General features: G+C 42.1%; 17 protein-coding genes. 13 read left to right on the top strand and 4 right to left on the bottom strand.

Annotation, left to right across the window (positions count from 1 at the left end; translation table 11 throughout):
- Nucleotides 1-94: 94 nt before the first annotated feature.
- Nucleotides 95-2,305, top strand: a complete 2,211-nt coding sequence (locus OSCIL6407_RS0111685; protein WP_007353800.1) for a peptidase domain-containing ABC transporter — start codon at nucleotides 95-97, stop codon at nucleotides 2,303-2,305.
- A gap of 11 nt (nucleotides 2,306-2,316) precedes the next feature.
- Here the strand turns inward: OSCIL6407_RS0111685 and OSCIL6407_RS0111680 are convergent, their stop codons facing one another.
- The 4 genes from OSCIL6407_RS0111680 to cimA form a co-directional block, all read right to left on the bottom strand.
- Nucleotides 2,317-4,446: a pentapeptide repeat-containing protein gene (locus OSCIL6407_RS0111680; protein WP_007353799.1), complete on the bottom strand. Its 2,130-nt coding sequence runs from the start codon at nucleotides 4,444-4,446 to the stop codon at nucleotides 2,317-2,319.
- 41 nt (nucleotides 4,447-4,487) lie between these two features.
- Nucleotides 4,488-5,663 carry a response regulator gene (locus OSCIL6407_RS0111675; protein WP_007353798.1) on the bottom strand — a complete coding sequence of 392 codons (1,176 nt, stop codon included), beginning with the start codon at nucleotides 5,661-5,663 and terminating at the stop codon, nucleotides 4,488-4,490.
- A gap of 61 nt (nucleotides 5,664-5,724) precedes the next feature.
- A complete protein-coding gene (locus tag OSCIL6407_RS0111670; RefSeq protein WP_019487250.1) occupies nucleotides 5,725-9,171 on the bottom strand; it encodes a PAS domain S-box protein in 3,447 nt (1,148 codons plus the stop codon).
- Nucleotides 9,172-9,598: 427 nt separating this feature from the next.
- Nucleotides 9,599-11,236 carry a citramalate synthase gene (cimA, locus tag OSCIL6407_RS0111660; RefSeq protein ID WP_007358525.1) on the bottom strand — a complete coding sequence of 546 codons (1,638 nt, stop codon included), beginning with the start codon at nucleotides 11,234-11,236 and terminating at the stop codon, nucleotides 9,599-9,601.
- Between the two features lie 277 nt (nucleotides 11,237-11,513).
- Between cimA and OSCIL6407_RS0111655 the strand changes: the two genes are divergently transcribed.
- The 12 genes from OSCIL6407_RS0111655 to OSCIL6407_RS0111595 all read left to right on the top strand — a co-directional run bounded on the left by OSCIL6407_RS0111655 (nucleotide 11,514) and on the right by OSCIL6407_RS0111595 (nucleotide 21,405).
- On the top strand, nucleotides 11,514-11,852 hold the full coding sequence (locus tag OSCIL6407_RS0111655; RefSeq protein WP_007358524.1) for a 2Fe-2S iron-sulfur cluster-binding protein: 339 nt from the start codon (nucleotides 11,514-11,516) through the stop codon (nucleotides 11,850-11,852).
- Nucleotides 11,853-12,103: 251 nt separating this feature from the next.
- Nucleotides 12,104-13,213, top strand: coding sequence for a glycine oxidase ThiO (gene thiO / locus OSCIL6407_RS0111650; protein WP_019487248.1), 1,110 nt, complete (start codon nucleotides 12,104-12,106; stop codon nucleotides 13,211-13,213).
- 130 nt (nucleotides 13,214-13,343) lie between these two features.
- Entirely contained in the window at nucleotides 13,344-13,886 is a 543-nt protein-coding gene (locus tag OSCIL6407_RS0111645) for a carboxymuconolactone decarboxylase family protein (RefSeq protein ID WP_007358523.1), read from the top strand.
- Nucleotides 13,887-13,907: 21 nt separating this feature from the next.
- Nucleotides 13,908-15,113 carry an adenylate/guanylate cyclase domain-containing protein gene (locus OSCIL6407_RS0111640; protein WP_007358522.1) on the top strand — a complete coding sequence of 402 codons (1,206 nt, stop codon included), beginning with the start codon at nucleotides 13,908-13,910 and terminating at the stop codon, nucleotides 15,111-15,113.
- A gap of 137 nt (nucleotides 15,114-15,250) precedes the next feature.
- Nucleotides 15,251-15,769 carry a CdiA C-terminal domain-containing protein gene (locus tag OSCIL6407_RS0111630; RefSeq protein WP_007358521.1) on the top strand — a complete coding sequence of 173 codons (519 nt, stop codon included), beginning with the start codon at nucleotides 15,251-15,253 and terminating at the stop codon, nucleotides 15,767-15,769.
- Complete coding sequence (locus OSCIL6407_RS0111625) at nucleotides 15,744-15,980, top strand: hypothetical protein (protein ID WP_019487247.1); 237 nt, start codon at nucleotides 15,744-15,746, stop codon at nucleotides 15,978-15,980. Before OSCIL6407_RS0111630 ends, OSCIL6407_RS0111625 begins: the two co-directional genes overlap by 26 nt.
- Nucleotides 15,981-16,000: 20 nt before the next feature.
- Nucleotides 16,001-16,831, top strand: coding sequence for a thiazole synthase (locus tag OSCIL6407_RS0111620; RefSeq protein ID WP_019487246.1), 831 nt, complete (start codon nucleotides 16,001-16,003; stop codon nucleotides 16,829-16,831).
- Nucleotides 16,832-16,902: 71 nt separating this feature from the next.
- Complete coding sequence (gene psb34, locus OSCIL6407_RS34200; RefSeq protein WP_019487245.1) at nucleotides 16,903-17,070, top strand: photosystem II assembly protein Psb34; 168 nt, start codon at nucleotides 16,903-16,905, stop codon at nucleotides 17,068-17,070.
- Between the two features lie 497 nt (nucleotides 17,071-17,567).
- Nucleotides 17,568-17,693: a hypothetical protein gene (locus OSCIL6407_RS37775; RefSeq protein ID WP_007358518.1), complete on the top strand. Its 126-nt coding sequence runs from the start codon at nucleotides 17,568-17,570 to the stop codon at nucleotides 17,691-17,693.
- Between the two features lie 344 nt (nucleotides 17,694-18,037).
- Complete coding sequence (locus tag OSCIL6407_RS0111605) at nucleotides 18,038-18,232, top strand: hypothetical protein (RefSeq protein ID WP_007358517.1); 195 nt, start codon at nucleotides 18,038-18,040, stop codon at nucleotides 18,230-18,232.
- 493 nt (nucleotides 18,233-18,725) lie between these two features.
- Nucleotides 18,726-20,357, top strand: coding sequence for a YcjF family protein (locus OSCIL6407_RS0111600; protein WP_019487244.1), 1,632 nt, complete (start codon nucleotides 18,726-18,728; stop codon nucleotides 20,355-20,357).
- A 124-nt stretch (nucleotides 20,358-20,481) separates the two neighbouring features.
- Entirely contained in the window at nucleotides 20,482-21,405 is a 924-nt protein-coding gene (locus tag OSCIL6407_RS0111595) for a peptide arginase family protein (protein ID WP_007358515.1), read from the top strand.
- The last annotated feature ends 13 nt before the right edge of the window (nucleotides 21,406-21,418 follow it).

Below are 21,418 nucleotides of genomic sequence, written 5' to 3'. Positions count from 1 at the left end.
TTAAACGTAAATTACCAGTTACCAGTTAACAGTTAACAGTTAACAGTTAACAGTTAACAATTACCAATTACCAATTACCAATTACCAATTACCAATGTTAGACCTGATTCCATTTTTCCAGGGTACTCCCTCCTATGGGCAAGTAAATCGTTTTATGAAATACCAAGTTGTTCTACAGCAAAGCGAAGAAGATTGTGGAGCCGCTTGTCTTGCTTCAGTTGCTAAATATTATGGTAGAATCTTCCCAATTAGCCGCCTACGAGAAACTGTAGGAACTGGTCAACAAGGAACGACTTTATTAGGTCTAAAACAGGGAGCTGAGACTATTGGTTTTAATGCGCGCTCTGTACGAGCAGCACCTACTATTTTAGACCAGCTCGATGGAGCACCTTTACCAGCAATTATTCACTGGTATGGTACTCACTGGATAGTTTTGTATGGTAAGCAGGGGAAAAAATATGCGATCGCAGATCCCGCAGTAGGAATCCGCTACATTTCTAAACAAGAGTTAATCGAAGGTTGGACAGATTGGGTTTGCTTGCTCCTCGAACCAGATCCAGATAGATTTTTTGCCCATAATTATGACCAGCAATCGGCAAGTTCTCTACAAAGGTGGCTCAGGCGAACTTGGACTTATCGAAAAGTTTTAATTGAAGCATTGATACTGAACATTGTCTTAGGTTTGCTTTCCATTGCTTCGCCTTTTCTGATTCAAATTCTCACTGATGATGTCCTCGTTCGCGGCGATACTCAACTGCTAGCTAGTGTGGCGATCGCAGTTGTAATTATGAACATTTTCAGTAGCAGCTTAGAATTAGTGCAGTCAAATTTAATTGCCCACTTTTCCCAACGCCTAGAACTAGGATTAGTGATGGAATTCGGACGCAAGTTTCTCCGATTGCCTTTAAGTTTCTATGAATCCAGACGTAGCGGCGAAATCATTAGTAGATTAAACGATATCCAAGAAATTAATCAATTGGCTTCGGAAGTATTGGTGAGTTTACCTAGCCAGTTTTTTATGGCTATAGTTTCCTTAGCTTTTATGCTCATGTATAGCGTACAGCTTACCTTTGCGGCTACAATCGTAGCAGTTTTAATGACATTATCAACTCTAGCTTTTCTCCCTATCCTCAGACAAAAAACTCGTAGTTTATTGGTTTTAGAAGCTGAAACGCAAGGTGTGATGGTCGAAACTTTTAAAGGTGCTTTAACTCTGAAAACTACTAGCAGCACTCAACAATTTTGGGAAGAATTACAAAGCCGCTTTGGTCGTCTAGCAAATCTTACCTTCCGTACTATGCAAATTGGGATTATCAATAATATTTTTTCGGGATTTGTCAGTAGTTCAGGTAGTATTGGTTTACTATGGCTAGGCAGCGGATTAGTGATTAATAAAGAATTGAGTATCGGTCAATTGCTAGCTTTTATCAGCATGAATCAAAATGTGACAACGTGGGTGAATACATTAGTAGGATTTGCTGATGAAATTACCCGCGTTCAGACTGCGACAAGTCGCTTAGCGGAAGTGATCGATGCTACGCCAGAAACCCAAGGTGACGCTGATAAACCTTTTGTAGACATTACCAATCGCCATAATATTGTTTGTAGTAGTATTAATTTTCATTACCCTGGTAGAATTGACTTGCTAGAAGATTTCTCTGTTACTTTACCAGGTGGTCAAGCGATTGCTTTGATTGGCCCTTCTGGTTGTGGAAAAAGTACCTTAGCTAAAATTATTGCTGGTTTGTATCCCTTGCAATCTGGCAATATTAGAATCGGTATTTATAATTTGCAAGACCTTTCTCTCGATTGTCTTAGAAAGCAGGTGGTTTTAGTTCCTCAAGAAGCACATTTTTGGAGTAGGTCTATTTTAGAAAATTTCCGTTTAGGAAATCCAGAGGTTCCCTTTGAAGAGATTGTTAAAGCTTGTAAAATTGCTGGTGCTGATGAATTTATTAGCAAATTACCTGAGAAATATCAAACTATTTTGGGGGAATTTGGCGCGAATATTTCTGGGGGTCAGCGACAAAGATTAGCGATCGCACGCGCCATTGTCAACAACCCACCAATTTTGATTTTAGATGAATCTACTGCTGGGCTAGATCCCGCGACTGAAACTCAAGTGCTGGAACAGTTATTACTGCACCGCTGGGGGAAAACTACGATTTTGATTAGCCACAGGCCGAGAGTGATTAATCGAGCTGATTGGATTGTAATGTTAGATCGAGGTCGCTTGAAGCTGGAAGGATCGGTGGAGAAGTTGCGATCGCTCCCCGGCGAACATTTAGACTTTTTAAATCCTTAACGAATAAATGCTTAATCACCTCCACTAGACTTTTCAATTGCATTTAAGGACTGGCGAATGCTTTCGTTGTCATCTTGCTTAAAGAGCCGATGTTTTACTAAGTGGAATTTGTAACCCGTGACATCCCCATTCAGAATTGCGATCGCAGTCTTAGCAGCCTCATAGCCAACCTTCCGCCCAGACTGGTCGATAATTAACTCCAACGGGTGGTTAGGGTTGAGCAATAGCTCCGCTTTATCCTCAGTCAAATTTGACATTCCAAATACAAATACTTTACCTTCTAAATTCAACTCATCCACTGCTTGAAGAGCAACATCAGTAGCGGCGTTAGAACCTCCCCACAGAATATTAATTGTTGGATGGTCTTGCAACATTTGCTTTACCTCTGGTAAATCCGAACGCAGTGCTGCATTAGTAGAAGCTACCTCGTTCCAGCGGATATTGGATGCTTTCATTGCAGCATAAAAACCCTGAATAGTTGGGTAATAACTATCATAAGAGGCATTGTCTAACAGACCGATATTTACCTCCTTTCCAGACATTTTTTTCTCCACCCATTTTGCCAAGTAATCACCTGAGTCGTAGCCCATCTGGTAGCGATCGCAGCGATAACAAGCAAAGACGTATCTATTAGCTTCTAATTCATTCAGACAAGCCCCAACTGTCACAACTGCAACCCCAGACTCGTAAGCTTCTTGAATCGCAGTCTTAGAAGCGTTAGGATCTTCTGGTAACAGCACAATTGCATCAGTTCCAGCAGTAACTAATTCTCTAATAGTTTGAGCTTCTATCTCAACCCCAGTGTCCGAATCTACAGCAACAATTTTAATGTTCCGAGCTGCCGCCGCTTTTTCCATCCCTTTCTGGTATGATGTAAACAAACTTCCCTTAGTACCTTTTATTAACCCAATTTGGAAAGTTTTTTGCGGCTTTTGTCTGGCTTGCAATTCCCAGTTTATATTTTTGAAGGCTTGTTCCCAATTTTTTCCTCTTTTAAGTTGATGAGTTGACCAAAAGTTTGTTTCTCTAAAATCCGCACCCTTGAGTTCAGCTTCCCGGAAATTAGTACCCTCTCGAAGATCGGTATGGCGGAAAGAAGCTCCTTGGAGGTTAGCCCTATATAAGTCAGCTCCTTGAAGCTTAGATCTGCTAAAATTAGCTCCCTGAAGATTGCTTCGGGAAAAATTAGCTCCCTGAATATTGCTCCAATAAATCTTAGCACCACTCAGATTAGCTCCTTGAAAATTCGCTTTCCGAAGGTTAGCTCTACCAAGACCGCTGTTCTGGAGATTGCTATTTTCTAAATTAGCACCTTCCAGATTTGCTCTCCAAAGTTTAGCACCTTTCAGATTTGCTCCTGCCAAATTAGCACCTGCCAAATTCGCTGCCACCAAGTTAGCACCTGCCAAATTCGCTCCTCGGAAATCTATATTTTTGAGGTTAGCTCCTTCCAGATTAGCGCCTTCAAGATTTGCATAGGAAAGGTCAAATCCTCGATATTTTGAAAGCAGCGGCGGCCACTGACTAAAAATTTCCCCAAGTTCTGGGTATACATAGCAATTATTGAGTTCAATCCCCTTCAATTCTGCCTTAACTGCACTCACCCCTGTGACGCTTACGCAATATTTATTCAAATCAGTTAAAGCATCTATTCTTCCTTGAGAATATGTTTTTTCTTTAGCAGATTGAACGACTTGCTGAGCGTCATTGATAGCTTCTTGGTGCCGCCGGGGAGCGTCTACAAAAAATGATAGCATCGCTACCAAAAGGGTGATTTCGCTAAAAACTGTGGTTAATTTAAAAATAGATATACTTTGAAACCAGGCAATAAAATCTCCAACTTTCTTATCAGCGATGGACACGGGTTTGATTACCGGATCGAACTTTGATGGAGCTTTTTTGGGCCTGCCGTAATTTTCAAACATCCGACGGTAGCTCTCCGGCGAGATGTCCAACTGTTTTGCTTCCTGATTGATTGCATACTCCTGTTCAACAGAGTCGGAAATGGCAGCGATCCGATTAAAGCTGTCAAGTAATACCTGCAAATTGTTTTTTAGTTTGAAGGCTTCCTTTTCTTGCTCAGGCGATATTTCAGATTTTGTAAGTGCTTCGTTGTTTTTGATTTCCGGTTCAATAGTCATTTTTTATGCTACCCTATTTAACATTAATCTTCTCATACAATTTACAACTTAAAATCCAAATTTGAAAGGGCTTCCTTCACTCTTTCATATTCAGATTCAATTTGTGATACCATCTCCTGCATTTCTAGAGACGCACTAACGTTATTACCTTGAGCAATAGCTCCCGCCTTAGACTCTAAGGCTTTGCAAAGTTCTGAGAGAGTTCTAGCACCAAAGTTACTGCTGGTAGACTTAAGAGTGTGAGCCGTTCGTTGCAGGGCGATCGCATCAGAACGGGAGGCCGCTTCCTGCAAAGCTTGTAATTGTTTAGGCGTATCGGCTAAATAGCTATCTATTACATCATTTAAAAAATCTAAATCATCTTGGTTATCAATCGGAAAAAGTGACTGTAAAAGTTTGCGATCGATTGCTTCTACTGTTAGATTTACACCAATTTTAGCCGATAAGCCGTCAAGAGATTGACACTGAGATAAAGCTTGAATTAGTTCTGTAAACTGAATGGGTTTACTGATATAATCATCCATACCAGCTTCCAAACATTTTTCGCGATCGCCCTGCATGGCGTTCGCAGTCATCGCAATAATTCGAGGTCGCCGTTGTATCGGCCAATGCTGATTAATGTAACGAGCAGTTTCCAAACCATCCATCTCTGGCATCTGTACATCCATCAACACAGTATCATAAGTTTTATGTTGCAAAGCTTCCAGCGCTTCTAAACCATTGTTCGCGACATCAGCGCGGTAGCCTAATCGTTCCAGAATTCGTAGTGCGACTTTCTGATTCACCAGATTGTCCTCTGCTAGCAAAATCCTCAGCGCCGAAGGTGTTGGATTTAAAGTTAACGAAGGTGTGCGATCGCTCTCTCGGACTCGAATTTGCCCAGTTAAAACACTCAGTAGCACCTCATAAAGTTGAGAAGGTTTAATCGGTTTAGTCAAACAAACAGCATTAGCACTTCCTACCATACAATTGATGGAAGTTAACAACACGATCGGCATCCGCCTTATCCGATCGGACTTCTGAATTTCCGATGCCAGAGTCAGGCCGTCCATTTGAGGCATTTGCACGTCCAGAATTGCCAAGTCATAGAGTTCTGACTGACTCAAACAATTAAGAGCTTCGGTACCGTTGGCCGCTTCCTGGGAAATCATTCCCCATTTCTGAGTTTGCAGCCGCAAAATCTGCCGATTCGTAGCATTGTCATCGACAATCAGCACCCGCTTACCATTTAGTTGCGGTTGTACGCCACTGAGGTACAGCCGTCGCTGACTCGGGGCCTCAGATGCTTCGATCGTGAAATGAAATGTGGAACCTTGGGGAGATGGGGAGCGGGGGAGAGGGGGGAGCGGGGGAGGGGGGGAGCGAGGGAGCGGGGGAGATGGGGGAGATAGAAGACAGAAATCTCTCCTCTGCTCCTCTGCCCCCCTGCGCCTCTGCTCCCCTGCCCCCCTGCTCCCCCCCTCCTTCTGCGTTGCCACTTTCAACCCACATTGTCCCACCCATAATTTCGCATAGGCGTTTGCTGATCGCTAATCCCAAACCAGTACCGCCGTATTGTCTGGTGGTAGAGGCATCTACTTGAGAAAAGGAGTGAAATAGTCTGTTCATTTTCTCCGCAGGAATACCAATCCCAGTATCTTTGACGGCGAAGTGAATTTCGTAGAAGCCAGAAGGATGGGAACTGTTGAAATTGTTTCGTTGGGAGTGTAACGGCAAATTCTGTGAGTAGGCTCCATCAACGCAGTTTTGAGAGATAGTTTCAGTTTGCTTTGTTTCTGGCAACACTTCGCGATCGGCAGCATTTCGCGGTTTTGAGTTAAAAGAGTCAGTAATTCTCCCCATCTCCCCCGCTCCCCTGCTCCCTCGCTCCCCCGCTCCCCCGCTCCCCATCCTCCCCCGCTCCCCATCCTCCCCCGCTCCCCTGCCTCCCCCGCTCCCCATCTCCCCCGCTCCCCCATTTCTGGCAGTTACAGAAACCACTACCTCGCCTTTTGCTGTGAATTTCACGGCGTTGCTGAGCAAATTAACTAAGATTTGGCGTAGTCGGCTGATGTCTCCCACGATGGTGCTGGGAACGTCGCCGTCAATGATGTAGGCTAGGTCTAAACCTTTTTCAGCGGCTTTGGGAGCAAGTAAATCAAGCGAGGCCTCGATGCAGTCGCGAAGGTCAAAGGGTTGCTCTTCTAATTCCAACTTACCGGCTTCAATTTTGGAGAAGTCGAGAATATCGTTAATCAGTGCCAGTAATGCGTCGCCACTGGTGCGTACTGTTTCGACAAAATCGCGCTGTTCGGGTGTGAGTGGCGTGTCTAGTAGTAAGCTGGTCATGCCGATGACGGCGTTCATGGGGGTACGGATTTCGTGGCTCATATTGGCTAAGAATTCGCTCTTAGCGCGAGTTGCGGCTTCTGCGGCATCTCTGGCTTCTTGGAGTGAGGCGATTAATTCGCTGCGCTGTTGTTCGGCTTGTTTGCGATCGGTGATGTCAGTGGCGGAACCTACCATTCTTAATGGGTTTCCGGCTTCGTCCCAGGTAGCGCGACCTCGGTGTAGAATCCATTTATAATTACCGTTTTTGCACTGTATGCGGTGTTCTGTGATGTAAAAGGATGTTTTTTTGGCAAAGTGGTCGGCGATCGCGCTCCGAACTGCATCAATATCATCAGGATGGACGCGGTTTGACCATTCATCTAAGTTGTTAGCGATCGCACCGTCGGGATCTTCTAATATCTCATTCCAGCGCGGGGAGTAAAATACTTCACCAGTTTTTATCTCCCAATCCCAAATACCATCATTACTACCTTTAAGTGCTAATTGCCAACGTTCTTCGCTTGCTTGCAAAGCAGCTTCGGCTTGTTTGCGATCGCTAATATCTTCAATTACGGCCATATTGTATTGTGGCGTACCATCGGGCGATCGCAATAGTGACACAGTTAGATTCGCCCAGACACAACTCCCATCTTTGCGAATGTAACGCTTTTCCAGCGAAAAATAGGGGATTTCGCCTGCGATTAACTGTCGCATATAATCATTGTCAAGATGGAGGTCATCTGGGTGGGTAATTTCCAGGTAACTCTTCGTTATCATTTCTTCATGGGGATACCCCAAAATATCGCAATATTTTTGATTAACCAGCAGCATTTCACCGTCTAAACCTCCATGAGCGATGCCAACTGCTGCTTGTTCAAAGGTAACGCGAAATTGTTGTTCGCGTTCGTATAAAGCTACTTTGGCATAGTGGCGATCGGTAATATCATCTGCAACCCCCACAATGCGGTAGACTTCTCCCAAGGAATTTCTAATCGGAAAAGCGCGATCGTGAATCCAGCGTACTGACCCATCCCGCCTGATAATCCGGTATTCTCGATCGTATTCACCCTGAATCTGTGTTTCTACTGCGCCGATAGCGCGATCGCGATCTTCTGGATGAATAAACTCAAAAAACAATTGCGGATTTTCATAAACTTCTAAACAAGTAATTCCCCAAATTTGCTCGAAAGCGGGACTAACGTAGAGAAACTGATTTTTCTGGGGATCGGTCATCCAAAAGACTTGATCGATAGTTTCTGCCATTTGCCGAAACCGTTCTCTTTCTTCAGTAATGACATCCTGAACTTGTTTACTATCAGTAATATCTCGCGCGATCGCATAAATCAATCCTTCTTCTCTAAAAGGTGTAGAATTCCACGAAAGCCACTTGTATGAACCATCTTTACAGCGGTAGCGGTTCTCAAAGCGTGCATTCACAATCCCATTCATTAATTTTTCTACTTCTACAAGGGTGCTAGTTCTATCTTCAGGGTGAACTAATTCAATAAAAGGCGTTTTTAGTAATTCTTCTATGCTGTATCCCAGAGCTTTTTCAAAAGCTGAATTCACTCGTTTGAAATAACCATCTCTCCCAGCGATGCAAAGTAAATCAATATCGATAGTAAAAAAGCGATCCCGTTCTAACTCTGCTTGCTTACGCTCTGTAATATTGCGGATAATGATTAAAACTTCTGCTTCATTAGTCGCTAAAATCCGTGATTCAAAATTGTACTTTTTACTATTAAGTATCAGTTCATATTCACAATTTTGTTCCTGACTTGTGCTAATTGCTTGCTGTATTGATGCCATTACCATAGTAGCTAGTGCCGATGGTAATACTGCCTCAACTTTCTTGCCAATTAACTCTTGTCTCGGCAACAGCAAATCTTCATCTTTTCCTGATTTGACATCTAAATAAGTACCATCGGCACTCACCATAAATATTAAATCTGGGAGTGCATTTAAAATTAATAAATTGTGTTCTTCACTTTTTCTCTGTGCCTCTTTAGCAGTTAAATAATCTTCAGATCCTAAAAGTTTCAGCAAATTTGATTGTTCGATCGCACCTACCAAAAAACCTGCATCATCTAGTATTGGCAAATGAAAAATCTGATGGCTAGCCATCAAGTTTAGTACCGCAAAAATATCGGGTAATTCCGATTCTTTAATAGTAACTAGAGTTCGATCGATTGCACTTGCCAGAGTAGATTCTACTAATCCAGCCGCCGCTATTCGCACGACATCCCGTTCCGTGAATATTCCTAGTAATTTCCAATCCTCTCCTACTGGTTCTACGACTAACACACAACTAGCCTGAGTTTGAGCCATCATCGCGATCGCCATTTGAGTTGGCGTGGAAGGCGACGCAGTTAAGGGATGGCGATCGATAGCCTGAATTGCAGAATAAGTCAACATGATAGACCTTAGCCAAAGGAACAAGAAACAAGGAACAAGGAGAAATTCTCTTGCTCTCCTCTTCTACTCTTCTTTGAACGTAAATGTAGGAAAAGTTGCACCCCTTTGGTGTACTTTAAAAAAAATTAAAAATTAAAAATGGCATCAGAAGGCGCTATTTTTAATTTTTAATTTAAGATTACCAATTGTAGATGACAGTAAAAATGGTAATCCCTGATTATAGAGTTTTTCAGTTAAATCAAGACATATCCTGTTAATTGCTAATTCCTAATTGAATAATAATTGAGAAATCAAGAATCAGAATAGGGAGAACAGAGATAAATCTCCCATCCTCCCCCATCTCCCCCATCCTCCCCATCTCCCCATCTCCCCTATCTCCCCATCTCCCTCATCCTCCCCATTCCCCCCCATCTCCCATTCCCCTCGATCATGTCGTATGGCAAGCGATCGCCTGACTATCCAACAGCAAACCATACTCCAAACCCTCAACTACTGCCAGATAGGAAGCATCAAGGATATTCGTGGACACCCCTACAGTCATCCAGCGAGTTTGACCATTGCTAGACTCGACTAAAACACGGGTTTTAGCAGATGTACCTGCACCGCCATCAAGAATCCGGACTTTATAATCTGCGAGGTGAAATTGTGCGATCGCAGGGTAAAAATTCGTCAGCGCCTTACGCAAAGCCGCATCTAAAGCCGAAACGGGGCCATTTCCCTCAGCCGCCGCCAAAATATCTTCACCCTTAACAGCAACTTTAACTGTAGCCAAGGAATTGACAACATCTCCCACCCCCTTATCGCAGTGAACTTGAAAGCCTTTAATTTCAAATAAGTGGGGCCGCTTTCCCAAAGCTTGGCGCATTAGCAACTCAAAAGAAGCCTCAGCACTCTCAAACTGATAACCCTGATTTTCTAACTCTTTCAAACGGTCTAAAATTTGGCGACAAGCGGGATTTTTGCGGTCTAGTTCAATCCCAAAACTGCGAGCTTTAGCTAAAACATTACTTAAACCCGCCTGATCGGAAATCACGATCCGTCGCAAATTACCTACTTGTTCTGGCTGAATATGCTCATAAGTTAGAGGGTTACGTTCAACAGCAGAAACATGAATTCCACCTTTATGTGCAAAGGCAGAAAGACCTACAAAAGGTGCGTGATCGTCAGGAGCAAGATTGACAATTTCACTAATCCAACGGCTAGCTTGAGTTAGTTTTTTCAGTTGCTCATTTTGAATACAAGAATAACCCATTTTTAGCTGAAAATTAGGAATTAACGAGCAGAGATTAGCATTCCCGCAGCGTTCCCCGTAACCGTTAATAGTTCCCTGCACCATCCGCGCTCCCGATCTCACAGCCGCTAAAGCATTAGCAACAGCAACTCCTGAGTCATTGTGAGTGTGAATTCCTAATTGGATTTTGCCTTGATGAAAATCTTCTTCAATCCCTAGTTCCGGGAAAGCCTTGACAACATTCTCCACAACAGAGCTAACTTCATCGGGTAAAGTACCGCCATTGGTATCGCAGAGTACGAGCCATTCAGCCCCAGCCAAAGCCGCTGCTCGTAAGGTTTTAAGAGCATAATTAGGATTATGTTTATAGCCATCAAACCAGTGTTCGGCATCGTAAATAACGCGACGACCTTGAGAGCGAAGGAACTCGATGGAGTCCTGAATCATCGCCAAATTTTCTTCTAAAGTAGTTTTTAGACCTTCAGTAACGTGAAGATCCCAAGATTTTCCAAAAATCGTTACCCAGCGCGTACCTGCGGATAGAATTGGCTGGAATAATTCATCTTCAGAGGCCTTTGTTCCGGGTCTTCTAGTAGAGCAAAATGCAACCACTTCTGCTTGAGTCAGGGGTTGTTCTTTGAGCCGCCAGAAAAATTGTACATCTTTAGGATTTGCCCCCGGCCATCCACCTTCAATGAAGGGAATTCCTAAAGCGTCTAACTGATGAGCAATTCGCAGTTTATCTTCAAGAGAAAGAGATAAGCCTTCTCGCTGAGCCCCATCTCGCAGAGTAGTATCGTATATCCACAGTTTGTTAGAAGTATTTTGTGTCATTGGGTAGTTGTTAGTTGTTAGTTGTTAGTTGTTAGTTGTTGGTTGTTAACTGTTAACTGAGATCAGAAACCGGGTTTCTTCTTATATCTCTAGTTTTCAAATCTTGATTTTTCATAAAAACCCGGTTTCTTTGCGTAAGTCCTATAGCCATTAGCAATTAGCCACTAGCCATTAGCCATTAGCCATTAGCCATTAGCCATTAGCTATTAGCCATATTTTAAATAACTGTAACAAAATGTAGGAAAATTAACATATAGGTCTATTTTGGTGAATCTGTATGGTAACAGTACGAGCTCAAGGGAAAACGATAGAGTGCGATCGCGGAGCTAATCTGCGTCAGGTGTTACTGAAAAATGACATCGCCGTCTACAATGGCAAGGCTGCGATCGTCAACTGTCACGGACTGGGTACCTGCGGTACTTGCGCCGTCGAGGTAGAGGGAGAAGTTTCCGAACCCTCTTGGCGCGAAAAAACCAGGCTCTCACTCCCTCCTCATTCTCCCACGTCTAATCGCCGCTTATCCTGCCAAACTCAAGTTTTAGGTGACATTAAGGTGACAAAATATGACGGCTTATGGGGCCAAGGTTCTGGCACCGTGTGGACAGCCCAAGGATAGACTTATCTCTTAGGGAGATCCGACAAGGTGTGTAGCTCAGCAAAAAATCTCTTGAAATTTACTGGACTTACGCTCATGGGATCAGAAACCGGGTTGCGACTTCGCTCAACCAAGAGTTTTTCACGAAAATACTTCGTTAGAACATCCCAGATTCGATCGAAAATCTAGTTTTTTTGGTCGGAGTGCGTAAGTCCTCTTTACCCTTGGCTGCATCATTTTACATAGATTATCATAACTTTTTTGAGGAAATTTTGGGCGAAATACTTACTGACATTCTAATTATTGGTGGTGGCATAATTGGTCTCTCGCTAGCCATAGAATTAAAATTGCGAGGGGCTCAAGTCACTATTCTCAGCAGCGAATCACACCAAGCGGCTGCAACTGCTGCTGCTGGAATGCTAGCACCGCAAGCTGAAAATATCCCCCCAAGTCCAATGCTGGATTTGTGTTTGCAAAGTCGGGCATTATACCCAGAATGGATTGGTAAACTAGAAACAATTACTGGGTTAACAACTGGATACTGGCCTTGTGGAATTTTATCACCAGTTTATGAACAACCGGAAGTAACTTACAACAAACAGTTAACACTTAACAGTCAATGGTTAGACAAAGATGCAATTCATCAACACCAACCTGGATTAAGCAATGAAATAATTGGGGGTTGGTGGTATCCTAATGATGCTCAAGTCGATAACCGTGCTTTATTTCAGACACTCCAGATAGCAGCCAAGAAATTAAAAATTGACATTTCCCAAGAAAGGGTAGAAGAAATAATTCGCAGTGGCACTAAAGTTTTAGGAGTTAAAACATCCAGCGGAGAATTACAAGCTAATCATTATATTTTAGCAACAGGTGCTTGGTCAAATCAGTTATTACCTGTACCTGTTTATCCTAAAAAGGGACAAATGCTTTCAGTATGTCCCCCACCAGAAACTCCTCCTATCATTCAGCAGCTTCAGATGGTTTTATTTGGTGATGAAAGTTACATTGTTCCGCGTAAAGATGGTCAAATTATCATTGGAGCAACTAGCGAAAACGTAAATTTCACTCCTGGTAATACACCTTGGGGAATCCAAGCTTTACTAAGCAGAGCTATCCGGCTTTATCCTGAATTACAACACTATCTAATTCAAGAGTTTTGGTGGGGATTTCGCCCTGCAACACCTGATGAATTGCCGATTCTTGGTTATAGTGCTTGGGATAATCTAACATTAGCAACTGGCCATTACCGCAACGGTATATTATTGGCTCCAGTAACTGCTATAATGATTGCAGATTGGATTGAGCAGCACAAATCAGATCCGCTACTCAGTCATTTTCACTATTCACGATTTGCTGACAGTGGTGCGCCTCATCATTAAATAGGGCTAAAGCTAATATTGCTTGTAACGCCGCCCTCTGGGCGGTCAAGAAACCGCCCAGAGGGCGGCGTTACAGAAGAAATGCTGTAAGCCCTAATCAAAATTAACTGTAGTAAAACTTACAACCCTCATGGCACATTTTCCAATCATAGAGTACGACCAACTTACCGATCCAAAAGCTAAGGCAGTTTACGAAGAAATATTGGCAGAATTAGGATTCGGAATTATTCCTAACCTCTTCAAGTCTATGGCAATCAACCCTGATATCTTAGAAGCAAATTGGAAAAAGTTCCGGGCGACAATCTTGGAAGGAGACTTACCCCGGACGCTTAAAGAAATGGTAGGTGTTGCTATTTCCCAAGCCAATAATAGTCAATACGCCCTCAAAGTACACCTGCACGGACTATCAGCTTTAGGAATGAGCGAAGAAATCCTGCGAACCCTGGTTTCTGACTTTGCTAATTGCCCTTTACCCAAACGCGATAAAGCCTTAATTAGCTTTGGTTTGCAAGCTGCTACTAAACCCCAGGAAATGACAGAAGCTGATTACCAAAACTTACGGGATTTAGGGCTAGATGATGCCGAAATCTTTGAGATTATTGCCACAGCAGATCTATTTAGCTTTGTCAACCGATATACTGATGCCATTGCCCTAGAAATAGATGCTTTATAATCTATATCTTATACCCTTATTATGGGTGAGCGGCTAGAAGATCAAGACAGAGAAGAACTTCTGCTAACAGCCCGCCGCCTGTTAGCAGAAGCTCAAGCGCTTTCGATCCGTATTTCCGCAGTTAATGAAATTGCTACTGCCATTAATCGTACTCTCGATATAGGTCAGATTTTGCGAGTAGTAGGCAAGCAAGCCAAATGGTTGCTAGACTTTGAACACTGTAGTGTTTGCCTACAGAGCACTCATAGTTGTACCACTTTATTTGGTAAGCCTATAAATGTAGATATTACTGAACTCCCAGAAGGTGGCCCGATCAAAAAAGCTTTTAAAACAGGTCAATCTCAATTAATTCAGGAAAAATGTCTTACTTCTATTTTATCTGACTATGCTTCCCAAATTATCATTCCTTTAGAAAGTGAAGGTAAGGTTTTAGGAACCATTAACTTTGCTACAACTACTCCACGAGCTTATACTCAAGAAGATTTACGAATTGGCTATCTTTTAGCGTTACAACTATCATCAGCTATCCGCAATGCGGAACGATTTAAAGAGATTAATAGGCTATATTCTGAACTTGAGGCAGAAAAGCGTAAGTCTGACCAATTACTCTTAAATGTGCTACCAGTTGACATTGCCGATGAACTCAAAAATAACGGTAAAGTGGAACCAGTTTATTATGAATGCGTCTCGGTTTTATTTACTGATTTTAAAGGCTTTACTCAGTTATCTGAAAAAATGACTCCACGAGAGTTGGTTGATGAACTTGACTATTGTTTTTCTTATTTCGATCGCGTGGTGGATAAATACTCTCTGGAAAAATTGAAGACAATTGGTGACAGTTATATGTGTGCAGCAGGAATTCCCAAGCCGAACCCAAATCACGCTTTTGATGCCGTGCTTGCGGCCTTAGAAATTCAACAGTTTATGGAGTTACGAAAAATGCAGAAGTCTCAACAAAATATTTCTTATTGGTCAATCCGTATTGGCATTCATTCAGGGCCTTTATTGGCTGGGGTAATTGGTAATAAGAAGTTTGCCTATGATGTCTGGGGAGATACGGTTAATACTGCTTCTCGAATGGAATCTTCGGGGATACCTGGAAATATCAATATTTCTAGTGCAACGTTTGAGTTAGTTAAAGATTTTTGTGAATGCGAATATCGAGGTAAGATTTCTGCTAAAAATAAAGGTGAACTTGATATGTATTTGATTCGCAATCTTAAATAATTTGGTAATTGGTAATTGGTAATTGGTAATTGGTAATTGGTAATTGGTATTTGGTATTTGGTACCTTCCCCATCTCTTCCTTTCTTCCTCTTTCCCTAGTCCCTAGTACTGAGCATCGTAGTCCCTTCTTTGGTAATATGAACTTAGAGTATATTGAGCAAAGTAAAGAAATCTATTATAATGCAGAATTAGAATATCAGCGGTATTATTTTGATGAGGGCGCTGGTGGGTTTGTGCTGGTTCACTCAGAACATAATCTTAATGATTCGGAAAGATTTGTTGCTGAAGTTTTGGCTAAAATGGGGAAGAGGGTTATACTCTTGAGCGAACGAGCAGCAGAGGGGGTAAAGACCCCAGATGCTAATATTGATGGAGAAGTCTGGGAGTTTAAGGAGTTAACGCAGGAGACCGCAAATCTTAAGGATAGAGTTCAAGATGGTTTGAGAGATGCAAGGCGTAAAGGAGCAATGGTAGTTGTATACCATATTAACCGAGATGAGTACGATGTTAAAAAAATCAATGCTGGGATTCAAAGAGCATTAGAGTGGGATGTAAACTATCAAATTCAAAGTATGATGTGGATCGACAGAAGTGGAGAAACACAAACAATAAGCAGACAGGAGTGGATGGATGGAAAGCGTGTTGAAAGATTTTGAATATCTCATTCAAAAAGGATTAAATAATAAGATGCCTCTAGAAGCAAAGTTAATTATATTGGGGCAAATTATCTATGCTGTTGAAAGAGAGGATTTAACGATAGAGGAAGGATGGGAATTAGAGAAGATGCTCGGAGGGAGACAGCAACATGAAAATGCACTAGAATATGCCATTTTTGGTGATGCACAAGAGACTGTTGCCCCAAGTTAAAAATCTTAGGAGATACACAAATGCAAACATTAGAAAAATCAATTACCTACACTCTCGACAATCCCCTAGTTATTGCAGGAAAGACTTTCAAATCGCGCTTAATGACGGGTACTGGCAAATATCGCAGTATTGAGGAAATGCAGCAAAGTATTGCCGCTTCTGGTTGTGAAATTGTCACCGTCGCAGTGCGGCGAGTGCAAACTAAAGCACCTGGACATGAAGGGTTGGCAGAGGCATTAGATTGGAGTAAAATTTGGATGTTGCCAAATACGGCGGGTTGTCAAACTGCTGAAGATGCAATTCGAGTAGCTCGATTAGGGCGAGAAATGGCAAAACTTCTGGGTCAAGAAGACAATAATTTTGTTAAATTGGAAGTGATCCCCGATGCTAAATATCTGCTACCAGATCCCATCGGTACGCTAGAAGCAGCAGAGCAATTGGTGAAAGAAGGTTTTGCGGTATTACCATACATTAATGCTGACCCATTGTTGGCAAAACGTTTAGAAGAAGTTGGCTGCGTGACAGTGATGCCTTTGGGTTCCCCAATTGGTTCGGGACAGGGGATAAAAAATGCTGCGAACATTCAGATAATTATTGACACAGTGAAGATTCCTGTGGTAGTGGATGCCGGAATTGGAGCCCCAAGTGAGGCGGCTTTGGCGATGGAGATGGGGGCTGGGGCGTTGCTGATCAATTCTGCGATCGCATTAGCAAAAAATGCCCCCGCAATGGCGAAAGCGATGGGAATGGCCGCAGAAGCAGGGCGTTTGGCCTATTTAGCGGGCAGAATGCCAGTTAAAGATTATGCGATCGCCTCTTCCCCCCTCACTGGTACGATCGCCTCTAAGTAAGCTAAAAAATCCCTCTGCTGTACACATTTTTGTTAAAGTTGAGGGATATCAAGAACTAAGGATTTTTACTCATGCCCTATATCGAAGAAGAAGGTGGACGACTGAACAACTTTGCGAAAGAACCGAAGATGTACCAAGCTGAGGCTCCAAACAAGAGTCAACAGCGGAACTACATCATCCAAGCGATCGTAGGCGCAGTTCTAGTAGGCGTTCTAATCTTCGTTGCCTCCACTGTCTAAATTAAGATCGTAGTTTAAGACTGTTGAGAAGTGCAATTTTAAATAATTCCTTAAAAAACCATGTTTCCAAACGGACGGAAACATGGTTTTTGTGTGCCACTCAAACCAAATATAGCAACCGCCAAGGCGGTTTAAGAGGGACTAGGGGCTAGGGGCTACGATGCTCAGGAAGACGGAAGAAGGGTACGGTTAGGACATTATCGATCGCCCAAACCATGTCTACTATTGTATTTTCCTCCTGCCTTCTGCCTTCTGCCTTCTGCCTCCTGCTATAGATTTGGAGTGCCAGTTGCTCAACTGTCCTACTCTCGATCCTGTTCTGACTGCACTGCCAATAGGATGTTTTTTACTTGCTGCGTAAGGCTTAGAGTTCTACCTAATGGCTTCACCCCCTAACCCGGACAATCAATGTACAAGTTAAGATACTGACACGCTTCTAAGTCTTTGCTACTGAACAAGGGGGTAAATTTAAAACATAAAGTTCAGGAGCAGCCATCATGGAATTAATCATCTACCCCGCCCAAACTACCGCAATTCGCTTTACTCTAGTACCTCAAAACAAAACAACTCAACACAAAATACAACAAATCAGCACTTTAGAGATTTTGATGCGATTAGCCTAACTACTTACTTGTTGACTAACAAATTCTCTGATATTTCTAACAAATAGGCGATCTATTGGTGTTAAGATGGTCTATTACTAATTCCCAATTTTTATCCAATTTTAATATCAAGGTTTTCTCCTAGATGCAGTCCTAATCGGCTGCTTTTTTCTGGCTATATAATTCTATTTGTAGATGTGATTTTCGTCACTATATGAATTGGTATAAATCACATAAATAACGGATTAATATCACTTAAGTTTATGATAAGTGTCGCAGCAGTAGCGAAAGCAAATAAGCGATTATTAAAAATATAACGTTCTACTTCTAAAAATTGCTCTCAACTAGGAATCGAGGTAAAAATTATGAAGCCTTGCGATAAACCATTAAAGTCTAATCCCTTCACAACTTATCGCGATCCTAAAACGGGTAAGTGGGTTGTAGTTAATCAGGAGGAAAAGAAGGAAACAGATTTGGGGAAATATAGGTTTGTTTCCAATATTAGCATCAAATCTTTTGAAAAACACCTTGAATCTCATATCGAAACTGTAGCTGCTTAAATTATTTGAATTATTCTCAAATATATTTATATTAATATAAAGCTGCCGCTCGGTATTCTAATTGTTTAGGATTGTGTGGTTAAGCGTTAGTACGGTTAAAATTTGATGATTGATGTTTAACCCGATCGTCGGTAGTCAGGGAAAAATCAAGCTTGATAAAAATCAACAATTAATAATTACAATTACAATGCAACAGTAGGGTGGGCGCTCGCCGAAACCATATTAGTCATCAGTTACAAGATTTTTGCGGCGAGCGCCCACCTTACGTTTAGCAATTACCAATTACCAATTAAAACAGAAAATAACTATATTTTAGAGTTTCCAGACACTGTTAAATTTTGGTGACGACCGCGCCAACAATAACGGTCTAGCATTTGCTATGTTTAAAGTAACTATCCCCAAGTGCGTAGGCGAAGCCAGCATTCGGCATCGCTCTTTCCCTTAAAGAATGCCAAAATTAAAAGCATCTGCCTTTTATTCGTCCTAGCCGTTCATGGCCTTGTCTCGCCTCCTCATACTTATTACTGGTTTTTGCCTCATCTTGGGGCTAATGATCTGGCTGATTACGTCCTTAACTGGGCTTTATAGCCAAGTTGCGTGGTCTGCGCCGCCATTTTTGGCGAATTTACTGCTATTGCTGCTAATCTTCCTCTTGGGGATGTTAATTTTTGCCTTATTCTACTACTGGAGGCTGCTACAACGCCCTAAGAAAAATCAAGCAAAACCGCAGTTAAAGCCAAAAGTTCCGGCTGCTAAAGTTGAGGCGGCTGAGGAAACCTTGAGGGCTCTCCGCCAACAGGTGACTCAAATTCAGGATGAGGTAGCGCGTCAAGCTTTAATTTCGCGATCGCGCGAAATCGAAGCCAGTTTGTCTCGTGGTAATGTGGAAGTAGTAGTTTTCGGCACGGGTTCCGCCGGCAAAACCTCTCTAATTAACGCACTGGTGGGCCGGATGGCGGGACAAGTAGGCGCACCAATGGGCACTACGGAAGTCGGAGAAACTTATATCCTGAAGCTGAAAGGATTAGATAGAGAAATTTTAATCGCAGATACGCCAGGAATTCTAGAAGCAGGAATTGCAGGAACTCAGAGAGAAGAATTAGCGCGACAACTGGCGACAGAAGCAGATTTATTACTGTTTGTCTTAGACAACGACTTGCGAAAATCTGAGTACGAACCGCTGCGGACTTTGGCAGAAATTGGCAAGCGATCGCTCGTAGTTTTCAACAAAACTGACCTTTATCCTGATAGCGATAAAGAAACCATTATCGCACGGCTAAGGCAGCGGGTGAAAGGCATCGTCAGCAGCATGGATGTAGTCGCGATCGCAGCTAACCCCCAAGAAATTACCCTCGAATCCGGCGACCGATTTAAACCAGAACCCGATATCATGCCATTAATTCGGCGCATGGCTGCTTTATTACGAGCCGAAGGCAAAGACTTAATTGCTGATAACATTCTCCTACAATCTCAGCGTTTAGGAGAAGAAGCCCACAAATTAATAGATGCCCAGCGGCGACGACAAGCGGATAAAGTAGTAGAGCGGTTTCAGTGGATCGGTGCGGGAGTAATTGCAGTAACGCCCTTGCCAGTAGTGGATTTATTAGCCACAGCAGCCGTGAATGCCCAAATGGTAATAGAAATTGGCAAGATTTACGGGACTGAATTAAATATAGAGCGCGGGCGAGAATTGGCGATGTCCCTAGCAAAAACTTTAGCAAGTTTAGGAATTGTTGCAGGCGCGATTAAATTAGTGACAACGGCCCTTCAGCTTAATATTGCCACTTTTCTAGTAGGTAAGGCAATTCAAGGGGTAAGTGCTGCTTATTTGACGCGGATTGCTGGTAAGAGTTTTATTGAATATTTTCGCCACGATCAAGATTGGGGTGATGGTGGGATGGCCGAGGTAGTACAGCGACAGTTTCAGTTAAATCGGCGCGGGGAGTTTATGAAAGCCTTCGTAAAAGATGCGATCGCGCGAGTTGTAGAACCGCTGACAGTTCAACCAGAACCAGAATATGAATGTCAACTAGAAGAGCGACCACAACCACAACCAGAACCAATTGTTAAACCTCCTCAAGACGATTGGGAAAGCAATAGCCAAAATAGGAATGAAGAGTGGTAATAGCTAAATTTTTCTTAATATAAAAAAGAGGTTTTATATATTTTTGAATTATCTCGTTGACAGATAGACTAGCTTGTGTTAGAACCAATGGTTGTTGACATAAAACTTTAAGAAATAAGCAACCATGACAGCCATTCCTGTATTTCTTTTTGAAGAACATCACGAAGCCTTTTTCGTTTGGCATTATTCCCTACTCAATAAACTTATTCCTAAAAATAATAATACCTTACTACACATAGATGAACATTCAGATTTTAGCATTCCCTTATTTAATTACTCCATTCATTCACTCAATAGTAATTTAAGGGATATATACGATTTTACCTGCAACGAACTTACGATTGCTAATTTTATCGTACCAGCCGTTTATCAGGGAATATTTGACCGAGTTGATTGGCTATATCAAAGTAACAATGAAGGCAAGGAAACAGAACGTTTAATGGCCGTTCATTCGTACAAAGGAGCAGGTACAATGATGAGAATTAACACCAACTGTCAAGAAGATCCTATGATTTTCTTTAAGCCAGGTTTCAAAAAGCTGGTGATGAAAACTCTACAGACAAACGATAATTTTATTAATAGCTCATCAGTTGTATTAGACATTGATTTAGATTATTTTTCTTGTAATCCAGCTCATCTTTACTATCAAGGTAAAGTAGAAATAACTGAACAAGAATTCAATTCATTTAATGGTAACGAGCATCACTTTTTACGATTTTCACTAGGAAGCGGGATAAAATGTAAAGTCGAAAATGGCAAGTATTATTTGATTTTCAGTTCCCCAGAACTAGAAGGAATGAACAGCAAGCTAAAAGTTTCCGAGGATGAGATTCTGGACAGAATCGTTCGATTTATAGATTTTTTGAAAAACAACCAAGTGCAGCCTGCTATGATAGACATTTGTCGTTCTAGACTAAGTGGTTTTACCCCCGAAGACCAATGTGAATTTATTGAAAAAAATCTTTTGGAGAAATTAAGTAGTCTCTATCCGCTACAGTTAAATCATCTTCAAGAAGTTTTACGAGAAGAGAAACTTAAATCATACTAGCAGAGCCAAGAGC

It is taken from the genome of Kamptonema formosum PCC 6407 (genome assembly GCF_000332155.1).
Taxonomy (GTDB): Bacteria; Cyanobacteriota; Cyanobacteriia; order Cyanobacteriales; family Microcoleaceae; genus Kamptonema; species Kamptonema formosum.
This window is presented reverse-complemented; position numbering and strand designations above follow the sequence as displayed.